This window comes from Shigella flexneri 2a str. 301 (assembly GCF_000006925.2).
Classification (GTDB): Bacteria; Pseudomonadota; Gammaproteobacteria; order Enterobacterales; family Enterobacteriaceae; genus ECMA0423.
In genome coordinates this window covers 248300-263298 of the sequence record NC_004337.2, presented here as the reverse complement: position 1 = coordinate 263298, position 14999 = coordinate 248300, and the positions used below count along the sequence as shown (strand labels likewise).

Below are 14999 nucleotides of genomic sequence, written 5' to 3'. Positions count from 1 at the left end.
GGTTACCGACGAACGGGACATATTAAAAAAAGCCGCGGCGTACTTCGCAAAGCTGTCCGACTGAGGTACGCCTTTATCCGTGACAACTCCTGTTGCTGGCCTGTTCGCCTGCTCTGTCGGGTGCTGGATGTTCATCCCAGTGGTTTTTACGCCTGGCTTCAGCAGCCGCATTCACAACGCCATCAGGCAGACCTGAGACTGACAGGACAGATTAAACAGTTCTGGCTGGAATCGGGATGCGTCTATGGTTATCGCAAAATCCATCTGGATCTGCGTGACAGCGGACAACAGTGCGGAGTAAACAGAGTCTGGAGACTGATGAAACGTGTCGGAATAAAGGCTCAGGTCGGATACCGAAGCCCGCGGGCACGTAAAGGCGAGGCCAGTATCGTGTCACCCAACAGGCTCCAGCGACAGTTCAATCCGGATGCTCCTGATGAGCGTTGGGTAACGGACATAACCTACATCAGGACCCACGAAGGCTGGCTGTATCTTGCCGTTGTTGTTGATCTGTTCTCACGCAAAATTATCGGCTGGTCCATGCAATCCCGGATGACAAAGGACATTGTCCTGAACGCACTGCTGATGGCTGTATGGCGGCGTAATCCCGAAAAACAGGTGCTGGTTCATTCGGATCAGGGCAGTCAGTACACAAGCCATGAGTGGCAGTCGTTCCTGAAATCACACGGCCTGGAGGGTAGCATGAGCCGTCGCGGTAACTGCCATGATAATGCGGTTGCAGAAAGTTTTTTCCAGTTGTTGAAACGTGAACGGATAAAGAAAAAGATCTACGGAACGCGGGAAGAAGCCCGCAGTGATATTTTTGATTACATCGAAATGTTTTATAACAGTAAGCGTCGGCATGGTTCTAGCGAACAGATGTCACCGACAGAATATGAAAACCAGTATTATCAACGGCTCGGAAGTGTCTAGATTATCCGTGGCGATTCATAGCTTGAGCTACTCTCACTTCAACAACGACCTGTCTGCAACCATGAGCAACGGTACTTACGTTGACGGTAGCACCAACTCCGACGCTTGGGGCTTCGGTTTGAAAACCGGTTACGACTTCAAACTGGGTGATGCTGGTTACGTGACTCCTTACGGCAGCATTTCTGGTCTGTTCCAGTCTGGTGATGACTACCAGCTGAGCAACGACATGAAAGTTGACGGTCAGCCTTACGACAGCATGCGTTATGAACTGGGTGTAGATGCAGGTTATACCTTCACCTACAGCGAAGATCAGGCTCTGACTCCGTACTTCAAACTGGCTTACGTCTACGACGACTCTAACAACGATAACGATGTGAACGGTGATTCCATCGATAACGGTACTGAAGGGTCTGCGGTACGTGTTGGTCTGGGTACTCAGTTCAGCTTCACCAAGAACTTCAGCGCCTATACCGATGCTAACTACCTCGGTGGTGGTGACGTAGATCAAGACTGGTCCGCGAACGTGGGTGTTAAATATACTTGGTAATATTCTTCACTCCGAAGAAATACTGGTAATTTAATCTAAATAATGCCCGTCAAGGATTTGACGGGCATTACTGCAAAGGACGCGCAAATGTTATCTGTAGTTAAACCTCTTCAGGAATTTGGTAAGCTCGATAAATGTTTGTCCAGATACGGTACGCGCTTCGAGTTTAATAATGAAAAGCAAGTTATATTTTCCAGTGATGTCAATAACGAAGATACTTTCGTTATTTTAGAAGGAGTTATCTCTCTGCGTAGAGAAGAAAACGTACTTATCGGTATTACCCAGGCTCCTTATATTATGGGGCTGGCTGATGGTTTAATGAAAAACGATATACCATACAAATTAATATCAGAAGGAAATTGTACGGGATATCATCTACCAGCCAAACAAACCCGCGCAACATTATTATCAATGATTGACTGGAATGAAGAATTGCGATCACGTATTGGTGTGATGAATTATATCCATCAACGTACACGCATATCGCGTTCTGTCGTCGCAGAAGTTCTCGCTGCTTTGCGTAAAGGCGGCTATATCGAAATGAATAAAGGCAAACTGGTCGCTATCAACCGTTTGCCTTCAGAGTATTAATCAGGATGCGGGGATAACCAACGGTTTATTCCCGCTTAGCTCGGTCACCAGATCATTGATGCCATCGCTCATATTTTTAAAGCGCGTCAACGGCGAACGAGTGACCACCACAAACGCGCCAATATTCTTCTGCGGGATCATCGCCATATAGGTAATGAAACCGCCACCACCGCCTGTCTTCTGAATAATCCTCGGACGACCCTCTTTCGGGGCCATATATACCCAGCCTAAACCAAGCGCATCCGCTTTGCCGGGGACATCCATGCCAATCACTTTCGTAAACTGCGCGCGCTGATAAATCAACGTCTGCATGCGATCTGCCTGGTTACTGCGCTGATAAAAATCAGATGACAAATACTGCTGCATCCAGCGCATCATATCGCCAGGCGTGGAATAGACGCCGCCGCTGCCAATTGCCGCCAGCGTGTTATTGCACGGACTGGCACCGCGCTCAGCAACCATTAAACGGCGGCACTGATCCGGTGAGGGGGTGTAGGTGGTGTCTTTCATCCCCAATGGATGGGTAATCTGCTCTTCAAACAACTGGGTATAAGGCTTGCCGGACGCATTCGCCAGTGCATCTGCCAGCAGGTCGAACGCAAGGTTAGAGTACGCCGCCTGACTGCCTGGCGCGGCTTTCAGCTTCGCCGTAGAAAGGTATTTCCAGCGTTGCTCGCGCGTTGGCCAGACAAACACCGGACGATGTGCCGCGCCACCGGGCTGTTCACGGGGCAGGGCGCTGGTATGGGTTGCCAGATTCACTAGGGTAATGGGCGTCCCATTGTAGGTCGGCACGCGTGCGCCTGGCGGAGCATATTTACTTAGCGGATCGTTTAACTTTACGGTCCCCTGGTCGAGCAATTTCACCAGCATTTCACTGGTCATTAGTTTGGTGAGGGAAGCAATACGCACGACCGAATCCAGCTGCGGGCGAACGTTATTACCAGGTCGCGTTTCACCATAACTACGAAAGACGCGCTGGTTACCGTCGATAACAACCAGCGCCATCCCCGTGGCACCGCTGCCGTAAAAAATATGATCGGCATAACGATCGACAATATCAGAGGCAAACTCCGGTTCAGTGATCGGCTGCGCCGCATGGACGGAGGTCAATGACGCCGCACACAGCACGGCAGAAAAAAGCAGACTACGTTTCAACGGTGGTGTCCATAGATTGAATGAAGGTAACTGAGCGTATTTATACTACTCATTGATGGATTGCAAAGGGCGAATTAGTGCAATAATAGTGTTAAAAACGTAACGGCGCGTAAACACGATCTTTTTCCTGCTCACCAATGCCTGCATTTGTGATCCTGCGCGTGTTAATCCGCTTATGTAAACAATCTTTGGTTTGTGAAATCCGTCGAAACAATTCTTATGGTCAGGCTGGCGAACTAAGCGCCTTGCTATGGGTCACAATGGGCGGTTTCATTTGGCTGACGCTTTGTAGCGGTCATGCGGTTAATACACAGCAGTTGTTAAAACGATAAGAAGTTAGCAGGAGTGCATATGTTTAAGTCTTTTTTCCCAAAGCCGGGAACGTTTTTTCTCTCGGCCTTTGTTTGGGCATTGATTGCCGTTATCTTCTGGCAAGCCGGTGGGGGTGACTGGGTGGCACGTATCACCGGCGCTTCCGGGCAGATCCCGATTAGCGCCGCGCGTTTCTGGTCGTTGGATTTCCTGATTTTTTACGCTTACTACATTGTTTGCGTAGGACTTTTTGCATTTTTCTGGTTTATCTACAGCCCGCACCGTTGGCAATACTGGTCAATACTCGGTACTGCGCTGATTATCTTCGTCACTTGGTTTTTGGTGGAAGTCGGGGTCGCCGTCAACGCCTGGTATGCGCCGTTCTATGATCTGATTCAAACCGCGCTAAGTTCGCCGCATAAAGTCACTATCGAACAATTTTACCGCGAAGTGGGCGTCTTTCTGGGGATTGCGCTGATCGCGGTGGTGATCAGTGTACTGAACAACTTCTTTGTCAGTCACTACGTGTTCCGCTGGCGTACGGCGATGAACGAATATTACATGGCGAACTGGCAACAACTGCGTCATATCGAAGGTGCCGCACAGCGTGTGCAGGAAGACACCATGCGTTTTGCTTCAACGCTGGAGAATATGGGCGTCAGTTTTATCAACGCCATCATGACGTTGATCGCCTTCCTGCCGGTGCTGGTAACGCTCTCCGCGCATGTGCCGGAGCTGCCGATTATCGGGCACATTCCGTATGGTCTGGTGATTGCCGCTATCGTCTGGTCGCTGATGGGGACCGGATTGCTGGCAGTGGTAGGGATCAAACTGCCGGGGCTGGAGTTTAAAAACCAGCGAGTAGAGGCCGCCTACCGTAAAGAGCTGGTTTATGGTGAAGACGATGCCACGCGCGCGACGCCGCCTACGGTACGCGAGCTGTTTAGCGCCGTACGGAAAAACTATTTTCGCCTCTATTTTCACTATATGTATTTCAACATCGCCCGCATTCTCTATTTGCAGGTCGATAACGTTTTCGGTTTGTTCTTGCTGTTTCCGTCAATTGTTGCCGGTACGATTACGCTCGGCCTGATGACGCAGATTACCAACGTTTTTGGTCAGGTTCGCGGTGCTTTCCAGTACCTGATTAACTCATGGACCACACTGGTTGAGTTGATGTCTATCTACAAACGTCTGCGCAGCTTTGAACATGAGCTGGATGGTGACAAAATTCAGGAAGTAACCCATACCTTGAGCTAAAAAGGAGAAGTAATGTCGCGCGTCAATCATCTATCTTCGCTGTCATTGTTGGCGGTTCTGGTTTTAGCGGGGTGTAGTAGTCAGGCTCCGCAACCGTTGAAAAAGGGCGAAAAAGCGATAGATGTAGCGAGCGTCGTGCGGCAGAAGATGCCTGCGAGCGTGAAAGACCGCGATGCCTGGGCGAAAGATCTCGCCACCACCTTTGAAAGTCAGGGGCTGGCACCGACGCTGGAAAACGTCTACTCGGTGCTGGCGGTGGCGCAGCAGGAGTCAAATTATCAGGCAGATCCGGCCGTTCCGGGCTTAAGCAAGATCGCCTGGCAAGAGATTGACCGTCGTGCTGAACGGATGCACATTCCTGCTTTTCTGGTTCATACCGCGCTAAAAATCAAATCGCCAAACGGCAAAAGTTATAGCGAACGGTTAGATTCGGTGCGTACAGAAAAGCAATTGAGCGCGATTTTTGACGATCTGATCAGCATGGTACCAATGGGGCAGACGCTGTTTGGTTCGCTTAATCCGGTGCGCACCGGTGGGCCGATGCAGGTCAGCATTGCTTTTGCCGAACAGCATACCAAAGGGTATCCGTGGAAAATGGACGGTACAGTTCGTCAGGAAGTCTTCAGTCGCCGCGGCGGGTTGTGGTTTGGTACTTACCATTTACTGAATTATCCCGCCAGCTATAGCGCACCGATATACCGCTTTGCTGATTTTAACGCTGGCTGGTACGCCAGCCGTAATGCCGCGTTTCAGAACGCAGTCAGTAAGGCCAGCGGCGTGAAGCTGGCACTGGACGGTGATTTAATTCGTTACGACAGTAAAGAACCCGGGAAAACCGAACTGGCAACGCGCAAACTGGCGGGAAAACTGGGGATGAGCGACAGCGAAATTCGCCGTCAGTTAGAGAAAGGTGACAGCTTCTCTTTTGAGGAGACGGCGCTGTACAAGAAAGTTTATCAACTTGCCGAAGCGAAAACGGGTAAATCACTACCCCGCGAAATGTTGCCTGGCATTCAACTGGAAAGCCCGAAAATCACCCGCAACCTGACTACGGCCTGGTTTGCGAAGCGCGTAGACGAACGGCGGGCGCGTTGTATGAAACAGTGATCAAACAGGAATGTCAGGCCAGATAAGGCGTTTCAGGCCGCATCTGGCAACGTAAATTTTACTGGCGGCGATGTCGCCAGTGCAGCCATAGCGCCACCACTGCAAAAATGAGGCAGCCTGCTAAAAACGGGATCAGCCCGAAAATGGTGCCGACACCTAAACCAATTTCCACCCGTGGGCGACCTGTTTCCTGGACCTGCATTAAACGCTCATAGACGCCGGGCGCATGCACTAACAGGTTCAGCAATTGCGCCCCAGCCCAAAAGCAAAACAGCACAAACAACGCATAGGCAATGTTGCCAGGCGTTGAAGAGGCATTGCGATATTTTCCGCTAAACAGCGATTTTGACAGGGTGAAATCAGCCATAAAAACCTCCGGAAGTCATCTGCTTCTCTTCTGGTGTGATACCAGCGGCTTATGGCAAGTCTGACAGGTCATTTAGATTGTCAATATCAGAATCATGGTAAATTGATGTTGGGAATATTCCCGAAGCGTGAATCTTCGTTGTGAGTCACAAAATGGCAACCTTAAGTTAAATTTATTAATAATTACGAAAATGTTGTCTACACCACAGACGGTTGTTACAGAATATGCAAGGATGTTGTTTTTCGTTAACGGAGCTGCCATGAATCTGCCTGTAAAAATCCGCCGTGACTGGCACTACTATGCGTTCGCCATTGGCCTTATATTCATTCTTAATGGCGTGGTGGGGGTACTGGGATTTGAAGCAAAAGGTTGGCAGACCTATGCCGTCGGTCTGGTGACGTGGGTGATTAGTTTCTGGCTGGCGGGGTTGATTATTCGTCGTCGCGATGAAGAAACTGAAAACGCCCAATAAGAATATTATCGGGCGTTAAAATATTACATTGTGGTTTTCAATGCGTTATCCGCAGCGTGACGCTCCAGCGCCAGCTCAATCAAACGTGTGATCAGATCGGTGTAACCCAGACCGCTGGCTTGCCACAGCTTCGGATACATACTGATGTTGGTGAAGCCAGGCAGTGTGTTGATCTCGTTGATCACCACTTCGTTCTCTGGGGTTAAAAACACGTCTACACGCGCCATGCCTGCGCATCCCAACGTCTGATAAGCCTGAACGGCAATCGCCCGGATCTTATCGTTGATCTCTGGTGCAATGGCTGCCGGAACTACCACTTTCGCGCCATCTTCGTCAATGTACTTGGTGTCGTAGGCATAGAAATCGCTGGTGAGTACGATCTCGCCACAGGTGCTGGCTTGCGGATTGTCGTTGCCCAGAACTGCGCATTCGATCTCACGACCTTTGATCCCTTGCTCAACGATCACTTTATGATCGAACTCGAACGCCAGATCGACGGCAATTGCGTACTGTTCTTCACTGGTTACTTTGCTGACACCAACAGAAGAGCCCTGATTAGCCGGTTTTACAAACAGTGGTAACCCCAGTTTAGACTCCACTTCGGCAAAACTGATGTTGTGACGATTAGCGCGCGTCAGGGTAATAAATGGCGCAATGTTCAGCCCGGCATCGCGTAGCAGACGTTTGGTGACATCTTTATCCATACAGGCTGCTGAAGCCAGAACATCAGAACCTACAAACGGTAAATTGGCGACCCGCAGCATTCCCTGCAAGGAACCATCTTCGCCCAGCGTACCGTGGACAATCGGGAAAATGACATCCACCGTCGGCAACGGCTGACCGTTTTGCGCGTCGATAAGCTGATGCTCATGTTTACCTGGCACCTGCGCAAGGCTGGTCGCCGAAGGGCGCAACGCAATATGGGCAGGATCGTCTGCATTTAGCAGATAATTGCTGGCATCGCTGACGTGCCATTGCCCTTGTTTATCAATGCCCAGCAGCACAACGTCGAAGCGACTTTTATCAATGGCATCGACAATGTTTTTTGCCGATTGCAGAGACACTTCATGTTCCGCTGATTTACCACCAAAAACGATTCCTACCCGCAGTTTTTCCATCTTAAAAACCTATCCCGTCTAACACAAAGTGCATACATTACCACGACAAAACGGGGGATTCGCGGCCTTCTGAAAGATTGTTGCAATCTTCTGCTGACAAAGCGTGCAACGTACTGGTGAAGAAAGTGCGTTATCTCAAAGATGTGCGCAAGATCACAAAAATGATGAACGGGAAGCTAATTTATTCCTGGCTTAAATGGCAATGCGGTGAGTTTTTTTCTCTTAATTATAAGTTAACGAAGAGAATATATTTCATAGCTTTTATTTATAATAAAGGTTGATAATTAAAAGCCTATATTTTGTGTGGGTAATTATTTAAATAAGAGAAACGTTTCGCTGGTAATCAAACAAAAAATATTTGCGCAAAGTATTTCCTTTGTCATAAAAATAATACTTCCAGACACTATGAAGTTGTGAAACATAATGTTAACTTCTCCATACTTTGGATAAGGAAATACAGACATGAAAAATCTCATTGCTGAGTTGTTATTTAAGCTTGCCCAAAAAGAAGAAGAGTCGAAAGAACTGTGTGCGCAGGTAGAAGCTTTGGAGATTATCGTCACTGCAATGCTTCGCAATATGGCGCAAAATGACCAACAGCGGTTGATTGATCAGGTAGAGGGGGCGCTGTACGAGGTAAAGCCCGATGCCAGCATTCCTGACGACGATACAGAGCTGCTGCGCGATTACGTAAAGAAGTTATTGAAGCATCCTTGTCAGTAAAAAGTTAATCTTTTCAACAGCTGTCATAAAGTTGTCACGGCCGAGACTTATAGTCGCTTTGTTTTTATTTTTTAATGTATTTGTACATGGAGAAAATAAAGTGAAACAAAGCACTATTGCACTGGCACTCTTACCGTTACTGTTTACCCCTGTGACAAAAGCCCGGACACCAGAAATGCCTGTTCTGGAAAACCGGGCTGCTCAGGGCGATATTACTGCACCCGGCGGTGCTCGCCGCTTAACGGGTGATCAGACCGCCGCTCTGCGTGATTCTCTTAGCGATAAACCTGCAAAAAATATTATTTTGCTGATTGGCGATGGGATGGGGGATTCGGAAATTACTGCCGCACGTAATTATGCCGAAGGTGCGGGCGGCTTTTTTAAAGGTATCGATGCCTTACCGCTTACCGGGCAATACACTCACTATGCGCTGAATAAAAAAACTGGCAAACCGGACTACGTCACCGACTCGGCTGCATCAGCAACCGCCTGGTCAACCGATGTCAAAACCTATAACGGCGCGCTGGGCGTCGATATTCACGAAAAAGATCACCCAACGATTCTGGAAATGGCAAAAGCCGCAGGTCTGGCGACCGGTAACGTTTCTACCGCAGAGTTGCAGGATGCCACGCCCGCTGCGCTGGTGGCACATGTGACTTCGCGCAAATGCTACGGTCCGAGCGCGACCAGTGAAAAATGTCCGGGTAACGCTCTGGAAAAAGGCGGAAAAGGATCGATTACCGAACAGCTGCTTAACGCTCGTGCCGACGTTACGCTTGGCGGCGGCGCAAAAACCTTTGCTGAAACGGCAACCGCTGGTGAATGGCAGGGAAAAACGCTGCGTGAACAGGCACAGGCGCGTGGTTATCAGTTGGTGAACGATGCTGCCTCACTGAATTCGGTGACGGAAGCGAATCAGCAAAAACCCCTGCTTGGCCTGTTTGCTGACGGCAATATGCCAGTGCGCTGGCTAGGGCCGAAAGCAACGTACCACGGCAATATCGATAAGCCCGCAGTCACCTATACGCCTAATCCGCAACGTAATGACAGTGTACCAACCCTGGCACAGATGACCGACAAAGCCATTGAATTGTTGAGTAAAAATGAGAAAGGATTTTTCCTGCAAGTTGAAGGTGCGTCAATCGATAAACAGGATCACGCTGCGAACCCTTGTGGGCAAATTGGCGAGACGGTCGATCTCGATGAAGCCGTACAACGGGCGCTGGAATTCGCTAAAAAGGAGGGTAACACGCTGGTCATAGTCACCGCTGATCACGCCCACGCCAGCCAGGTTGTTGCGCCGGATACCAAAGCGCCGGGCCTCACTCAGGCGCTAAATACTAAAGATGGCGCAGTGATGGTGATGAGTTACGGGAATTCCGAAGAGGATTCACAAGAACATACCGGCAGTCAGTTGCGTATTGCGGCGTATGGCCCGCATGCCGCCAATGTTGTTGGACTGACCGACCAGACCGATCTCTTCTACACCATGAAAGCCGCTCTGGGGCTGAAATAAAACTGCGCCCGGCAGTGAATTTTCGCTGCCGGGTGGTTTTTTTGCTGTTAGCAACCAGACTTAATGGCAGATCACGGGCGCAAACGCTCATGGTTAAAACATGAAGAGGGATGGTGCTATGAAAATAACATTCCTGGTTACCTTGCTTTTTGGTCTGGTTTTTTTAACCACCGTCGGCGCTGCCGAGAGAACCTTAACCCCACAACAACAGCGTATGACCTCCTGTAATCAGCAGGCGACGGCGCAGGCGTTGAAAGGGGATGCTCGTAAGACCTACATGAGTGATTGCCTGAAGAACAGCAAGTCTGCGCCTGGTGAAAAAAGTTTGACGCCACAGCAGCAAAAGATGCGTGAATGTAATAATCAAGCAACGCAACAAGCTCTGAAAGGTGATGATCGTAATAAGTTTATGAGTGCCTGCCTCAAGAAAGCCGCCTGATACCTGATTGAACCGCCCCGGGTTTCCTGGAGAGTGTTTTATCTGTGAACTCAGGCTGCCAGATCATCGTTTCCGATGGAAGCATAATAAGCTTTTTCTGCTTCTGCCGGAGGGATGTGGCCCAGCCTTTCCTGCAATCGTCGATTGTTATACCAGTCCACCCACGTTAGTGTGGCCAGTTCCACTTCTGCACGGTTTTTCCAGCTCTTACGGTGTATTACCTCCGCTTTGTAAAGACCATTGATGCTCTCCGCCATCGCGTTGTCATACGAGTCGCCTGTACTTCCTGTTGATGCCAGTAATCCGGCTTCCTTAAGCCGCTGTGTGTAGGCCAGCGATACATACTGAGAACCTTTATCACTGTGATGGACCGTGCCGGACGGTCGACGGGCCCATAACGCCTGCTCCAGTGCATCCAGCACGAATGTCGTTTCCATGGACGATGAGACCCGCCACCCCACGATGTATCCGGCAAACACATCAATGATGAACGCCACATAGACGAAGCCCCGCCATGTGCTGACGTAAGTAAAATCAGCCACCCACAGCTGGTCAGGTCGTTCTGCCACGAACTGACGGTTTACGCGGTCGCCTGCGGCAACGGCTTTCCGGCTGATGGTCGTACGGACCTTTTTACCCCGGAGAACACCGGCAAGTCCCATAACCGCCATGAGACGTGCCACAGTGCATCTGGCCACTCTGATACATTCCCGTAACAACTGACGCCAGACTTTACACCGTATACCTTGTGATTTTCATCGTATACGCGCTGTATCTCTTTCTTCAGCCAGTCATCGCGCTGCGCACGGGCACTGCGTTTATCCGGATGATGTCGCTGTTGCTGACAGTGGTAATACGTTGACGGGGCAATATGCAGTTCGCTGCATAGCGGTCCGCCCCCGTACTGCTCACGCAGCTTATCCAGCAGTGGCATCATTTTTTCCAGAGGCGGTCGAACTCCGCCTTCGCAAAATAAGCGGAAGCCTGGCGAAGGATATCGTTACTGCGGCGCAGTTCACGATTTTCACGCTCCAGCTCTTTCAGACGCTGACGTTCAGCGGTGGTGAGCCCTCCATCACCGCCCCCGGTATCCCGCTCATGCTGGCGACCCCAGACACGCAGAGTCTCCGGCGTACAGCCAATCTTTGGGGCAATGGAACAAATTGTCGCCCATTGTGAGTCATATTCGCCCTGACTTTCCAGAACCATACGGACTGCCCGTTGACGGACTTCGGGGGAAAAACGAGTATTTTTAGTCATCCTGTTTACCTCTTTCTCAGGAAGTTTAGTCTCCAGGATTCCCGGGGCGGTTCACGTTGGGTTTTTCTGCTCATTATTAGCTCCTTCTGATGCCATTCTATTTCAGGAAGGAGTGTCCGTTAAACTCAGGCTACCTCAACTCTCTTTTCAATAGGGTCAAGGTTTTTCATCCCGCCAAGATCTTCTGCCACCTGTTTGAGCATTGACCTTGTTGATGGCGCATCAATTTTTGCACCTGCAGGCATCGCCTTTTCAACATTGCGATAAAGCTGGTCGCTTCGTTTCATCAGCGCAGACATTCTTCCATTGACCGTATCAATAAACTTGTCGCTCATACCAAGAGCATCTTTTGCACCGGAAACGCGATCAATTATCTCACCCGCGCCCTGTGCTAGCTGCCTGATTGCTTCATTTTCCTGCACCTGTAGAGCAGAACCCGCACGGGACTTGATTGCTTGCTCAACTGCCTTGTATTGCTCGTTCCCGGAAAAGTGTGAAGGGAGTAATGAATCAACATTAAGCCTTTCAGCAGACTCCAGAACTTCAGCCTGAGGATTGATATCTAGTTCATCAAGCGATGAAGCGAGATTTGGCCTTTTTTGTGCTGCTACTGTGCGAACGACTTCCTCTGGGTTCTTCGTCGCAGGCGTCATTGGTACACCTTGTGCTACTCTTGCCTCTGCGGCATGAACCGCAGGATTTGTTGCTGCAGCGGCATCACCGGAGAATGGTGATGTTTCTGTTGGCGCAGTGGTCGCTCTCTGTGCAGATGTTTTATTGCCACTAATTATATTTGATGCACCACGAACACCACGGGTAACGCCATTTATCAGGCCATGCGTAGCAATGCTAAGTCCGGCATTAATAGCGGCATTTTCGGCAAAATCACCCCGTTGATTCGCCGCGTCAGCGAGAGAACCAATGACCATGTTTCCAGCTACACCTGCTCCAGGAACAAGATAACCGCCTATTGACTCTCCAGCTTGCGCGTAGGGGTCTGTCGGTCTGTCTACTGGACGATAAACATCATCCAATACTTTTGGCCCCCCAAGCCCCTGACTGATTGCATTAATCAGACTTGCGCCACCCTGCAATACGTCAAATGGTATGTTTACCAGACCACGACCAGCCTGTTCTGCAATTTGCCCTGCACTTTGACCACCAGTGAGCCAATCGCCAGCTTGTTGCATCAATGATGGTTCTTCCCGTGTTGGTGCATTATTGGCCTGATTAACTGTTTGTTGCTGAACAGGTTTCGGTGCGACAGAACTTACGGGTTGAGGTGGCTGCTGACTGGCTGCCTGCTGCTCAATCTGAGCAAATGGATTATTTGGGTCTGACTGCACACCTGATGCCGATACTTGTTCGGATGACTGTACTTCCAGTTGTGCAAACGGGTTGTTAGGGTCTTGCTGAGGATGTACCTTTGCAGAGGTGGCGCGCTGTTCGACTGTTGAGTCTGTCACCGGGTCACCAGCCCATTGAGCAAAGCGATCATCAACGTAACCGCGGCCTTCAGGTCCTGGCGTATATTCACCACGCTTTGCCTTCATAACGTTGCCGGGACCGTCGTGATAAGCCTGAAGAGAGTCACGCCAGTTACCAAACTGCTGGTACATCTTTGCCAGATAGCGCGCGCCAGCGTCAGCCTGATATTCGGGGTTTTGCATTTGCTCATCGGTATAACCCATATCACGCCATGTCCCAGGCATGACCTGAGTCAATCCTACAGCCCCGGCGGAGCTTACTGCGGCAGGGTTGTAAGAAGACTCCTTGGCACCCAGTGCAGTCATCAACCCTTCTGGCACACCGTAACGTGCGCCAGCCTGCTCTAACAAATCACGGTAATTAGCCATTTACTGCCCCAAAGATGGAAGATATCCGTAGCGATTAATGAAGTCGATTGACAGCTCGGGGTGCTGCTTCAGGTAATCTATAGAAGCCTGAGGCGCTTCCACTCGCTTGATACCGTTTTGCTGAACGTACTTACCAACCGCCTCATTACGCTTCTGGTTGAGCGTGTTCAGGATGACGCCAGCGTTGCGACGAAAGGACTCCTCGCTCTGCGAGTTCTGCAGCGAACCAACAGCCTGGTCGAGCTTTTTGCCCTCGGCATCAGAAAGTGCGCCCATGCCTCGCATGGCCTGAACCGCTGTCAGGTATGCTTGTGATTTAAAGGTATCAAGTCGTGCCTGAGTGTCTGCAGCCTGTGAGCCTGGAACGTTGGGGATTACTCCACGTAAGCCTGTAATGCTCTTAAGTGAAGGAGAACTAACGATATCGTTCAGAGTGAACATGCTGGTTGTGAGGGTGTTGATGCCGTCTTTGTAGCCATCATTTAGCGCTTGCTGCTTCTGCTGCAACTGCTGGTTGTTGGCTGCTATGCGGCTCTGTATTTCCTGGCGCTTCAGGTCGTTAGTTTCTGCTGATAGCATCCGGTCAAGGCGCTTATTTTCGTTGTTAATGCGGTTTGTTTCTGCGTCCAGATTAATGCGCTGCTGACCTAAATTCGCCTGGATATCTTGTCCGCGCATTGTGATTGCCTGATTCCGAGCGGCGGTTTGCGAATCCAGATCCTGACCGCGCATGGTAACCTGGCGACCCTGCATTTTATCCTGTAGGTCAAAGTATTTTTCGGGCCCGAGACTGTTCATCCCCAGGTGATCGACAAATTCGCCGAACTGCCGCGGGTTCTGTTGGTACATCTGAGCGACGTCATGAGGATTAACGCCAACACGAGCTAACTCACCGGCGTTGTTTTGCAGCCATGATTGCATTGCTTCTGGAGACGATGACGCAAGGCGTGCGCCAGCCGCTAAGGTGCCGATAGAATTACGCTGCTCTTCATCAATGAATCCCATGCCTTTACGAACGGATTCAATCTGGTCTGGATATTGAGTAGCCAACTGACGCAAAGCACCGCGATCACCAGACGCATAAGCATTAGCGTACGCCTGCTGAAATTCTTTCTGCCGCTGAGCCTGCTTTTCCTGCTGAAAAACACCCGCAATACCTGAAAGACCTTGCAAAGCAGTCAGCCCAACATTGTTAGCGCCTGAACGCTCAATATCATTGTTCTGCCTGATAAGCTGAAGCGTATTGCCGATGTCATTTACGCTCGGAGCGTTTGAGTTGACGCCGCCGATACCAGCCAACAATCCGCCGTTTGTTCCTTGCCAAGTAGCCATGATTCCCC

General features: G+C 50.2%; 15 protein-coding genes, 2 pseudogenes and 2 other annotated features. Of the genes and pseudogenes, 10 read left to right on the top strand and 7 right to left on the bottom strand.

The window, feature by feature from the left end:
• The first annotated feature begins 120 nt into the window (after positions 1 to 120).
• The 3 genes and pseudogenes from SF0240 (at position 121) to yaiV (ending at position 2071) form a co-directional block, all read left to right on the top strand.
• Positions 121 to 933 (top strand): hypothetical protein, encoded by an 813-nt coding sequence (locus tag SF0240; RefSeq protein NP_706194.1) that lies wholly within the window; start codon positions 121 to 123, stop codon positions 931 to 933.
• Positions 934 to 951: 18 nt separating this feature from the next.
• Positions 952 to 1480: a sequence feature (Similar to Escherichia coli K12 flagellin structural protein gi: 1786572 (468 aa). BLAST with identity of 98% in 176 aa. This CDS has been truncated. The sequence has been checked and is believed to be correct.), on the top strand.
• Positions 952 to 1480, top strand: a pseudogene (gene yaiU, locus SF0239). Its footprint overlaps the feature before it by 529 nt.
• Positions 1481 to 1522: 42 nt before the next feature.
• Positions 1523 to 2071: a hypothetical protein gene (gene yaiV, locus SF0238; RefSeq protein ID NP_706193.1), complete on the top strand. Its 549-nt coding sequence runs from the start codon at positions 1523 to 1525 to the stop codon at positions 2069 to 2071.
• On the opposite strand, the gene yaiH is transcribed toward yaiV, so the two are convergent.
• Positions 2072 to 3229: a beta-lactam binding protein AmpH gene (gene yaiH / locus SF0237; RefSeq protein NP_706192.1), complete on the bottom strand. Its 1158-nt coding sequence runs from the start codon at positions 3227 to 3229 to the stop codon at positions 2072 to 2074.
• Between the two features lie 351 nt (positions 3230 to 3580).
• Here yaiH and sbmA point away from each other — a divergent pair, with 351 nt between their 5' ends.
• Both sbmA and yaiW read left to right on the top strand, forming a co-directional pair.
• Positions 3581 to 4801 carry a microcin B17 transporter gene (gene sbmA / locus SF0236; protein ID NP_706191.2) on the top strand — a complete coding sequence of 407 codons (1221 nt, stop codon included), beginning with the start codon at positions 3581 to 3583 and terminating at the stop codon, positions 4799 to 4801.
• Between the two features lie 12 nt (positions 4802 to 4813).
• Positions 4814 to 5908, top strand: a complete 1095-nt coding sequence (gene yaiW / locus SF0235) for a hypothetical protein (RefSeq protein ID NP_706190.1) — start codon at positions 4814 to 4816, stop codon at positions 5906 to 5908.
• 58 nt (positions 5909 to 5966) lie between these two features.
• On the opposite strand, the gene SF0234 is transcribed toward yaiW, so the two are convergent.
• The gene (locus SF0234) at positions 5967 to 6275 is read right to left on the bottom strand and encodes a hypothetical protein (protein ID NP_706189.1); all 309 of its coding nucleotides are present in this window, start codon (positions 6273 to 6275) and stop codon (positions 5967 to 5969) included.
• 232 nt (positions 6276 to 6507) lie between these two features.
• Between SF0234 and SF0233 the strand changes: the two genes are divergently transcribed.
• Complete coding sequence (locus tag SF0233) at positions 6508 to 6747, top strand: hypothetical protein (RefSeq protein NP_706188.2); 240 nt, start codon at positions 6508 to 6510, stop codon at positions 6745 to 6747.
• A gap of 23 nt (positions 6748 to 6770) precedes the next feature.
• Here SF0233 and ddl read toward each other — a convergent pair whose 3' ends face one another.
• The gene (ddl, locus tag SF0232) at positions 6771 to 7865 is read right to left on the bottom strand and encodes a D-alanyl-alanine synthetase A (protein NP_706187.1); all 1095 of its coding nucleotides are present in this window, start codon (positions 7863 to 7865) and stop codon (positions 6771 to 6773) included.
• Positions 7866 to 7942: 77 nt separating this feature from the next.
• Here ddl and SF0230a point away from each other — a divergent pair, with 77 nt between their 5' ends.
• The 4 genes from SF0230a (at position 7943) to psiF (ending at position 10543) form a co-directional block, all read left to right on the top strand.
• A complete protein-coding gene (locus SF0230a) occupies positions 7943 to 8146 on the top strand; it encodes a hypothetical protein (RefSeq protein ID YP_008439229.1) in 204 nt (67 codons plus the stop codon).
• Between the two features lie 181 nt (positions 8147 to 8327).
• Entirely contained in the window at positions 8328 to 8588 is a 261-nt protein-coding gene (yaiB, locus tag SF0231; RefSeq protein NP_706186.1) for an anti-RssB factor, read from the top strand.
• Between the two features lie 31 nt (positions 8589 to 8619).
• Entirely contained in the window at positions 8620 to 10104 is a 1485-nt protein-coding gene (gene phoA, locus SF0230; protein NP_706185.1) for an alkaline phosphatase, read from the top strand.
• 100 nt (positions 10105 to 10204) lie between these two features.
• Positions 10205 to 10543 (top strand): hypothetical protein, encoded by a 339-nt coding sequence (gene psiF, locus SF0229; protein ID NP_706184.1) that lies wholly within the window; start codon positions 10205 to 10207, stop codon positions 10541 to 10543.
• An 8-nt stretch (positions 10544 to 10551) separates the two neighbouring features.
• Positions 10552 to 11857: a mobile genetic element, on the bottom strand.
• Here psiF and SF0228 read toward each other — a convergent pair.
• From SF0228 to SF0225, 4 genes and pseudogenes are all read right to left on the bottom strand, one after another.
• Positions 10594 to 11477: pseudogene (locus SF0228) on the bottom strand. (Overlaps the previous feature by 884 nt.)
• On the bottom strand, positions 11477 to 11803 hold the full coding sequence (locus tag SF0227; protein NP_706182.1) for an insertion sequence element IS629 protein: 327 nt from the start codon (positions 11801 to 11803) through the stop codon (positions 11477 to 11479). Its footprint lies within the feature at positions 10552 to 11857. Before SF0227 ends, SF0228 begins: the two are co-directional and overlap by 1 nt.
• 71 nt (positions 11858 to 11928) lie before the next feature.
• On the bottom strand, positions 11929 to 13659 hold the full coding sequence (locus SF0226) for a DNA transfer protein (RefSeq protein ID NP_706181.2): 1731 nt from the start codon (positions 13657 to 13659) through the stop codon (positions 11929 to 11931).
• The gene (locus tag SF0225) at positions 13660 to 14991 is read right to left on the bottom strand and encodes a prophage DNA injection protein (protein ID NP_706180.1); all 1332 of its coding nucleotides are present in this window, start codon (positions 14989 to 14991) and stop codon (positions 13660 to 13662) included.
• Positions 14992 to 14999 lie beyond the last annotated feature (8 nt).

Excerpts from the sequence above, each read along its gene's own strand:
- yaiV (NP_706193.1), top strand. The coding sequence starts at position 1,523 with ATGCCCGTCAAGGATTTGACGGGCATTACTGCAAAGGACGCGCAAATG.
- sbmA (NP_706191.2), top strand. The coding sequence starts at position 3,581 with ATGTTTAAGTCTTTTTTCCCAAAGCCGGGAACGTTTTTTCTCTCGGCC.
- yaiW (NP_706190.1), top strand. The coding sequence starts at position 4,814 with ATGTCGCGCGTCAATCATCTATCTTCGCTGTCATTGTTGGCGGTTCTG.
- SF0234 (NP_706189.1), bottom strand. The coding sequence starts at position 6,275 with ATGGCTGATTTCACCCTGTCAAAATCGCTGTTTAGCGGAAAATATCGC.
- SF0233 (NP_706188.2), top strand. The coding sequence starts at position 6,508 with ATGTTGTTTTTCGTTAACGGAGCTGCCATGAATCTGCCTGTAAAAATC.
- ddl (NP_706187.1), bottom strand. The coding sequence starts at position 7,865 with ATGGAAAAACTGCGGGTAGGAATCGTTTTTGGTGGTAAATCAGCGGAA.
- yaiB (NP_706186.1), top strand. The coding sequence starts at position 8,328 with ATGAAAAATCTCATTGCTGAGTTGTTATTTAAGCTTGCCCAAAAAGAA.
- psiF (NP_706184.1), top strand. The coding sequence starts at position 10,205 with ATGAAGAGGGATGGTGCTATGAAAATAACATTCCTGGTTACCTTGCTT.
- SF0227 (NP_706182.1), bottom strand. The coding sequence starts at position 11,803 with ATGACTAAAAATACTCGTTTTTCCCCCGAAGTCCGTCAACGGGCAGTC.
- SF0226 (NP_706181.2), bottom strand. The coding sequence starts at position 13,659 with ATGGCTAATTACCGTGATTTGTTAGAGCAGGCTGGCGCACGTTACGGT.
- SF0225 (NP_706180.1), bottom strand. The coding sequence starts at position 14,991 with ATGGCTACTTGGCAAGGAACAAACGGCGGATTGTTGGCTGGTATCGGC.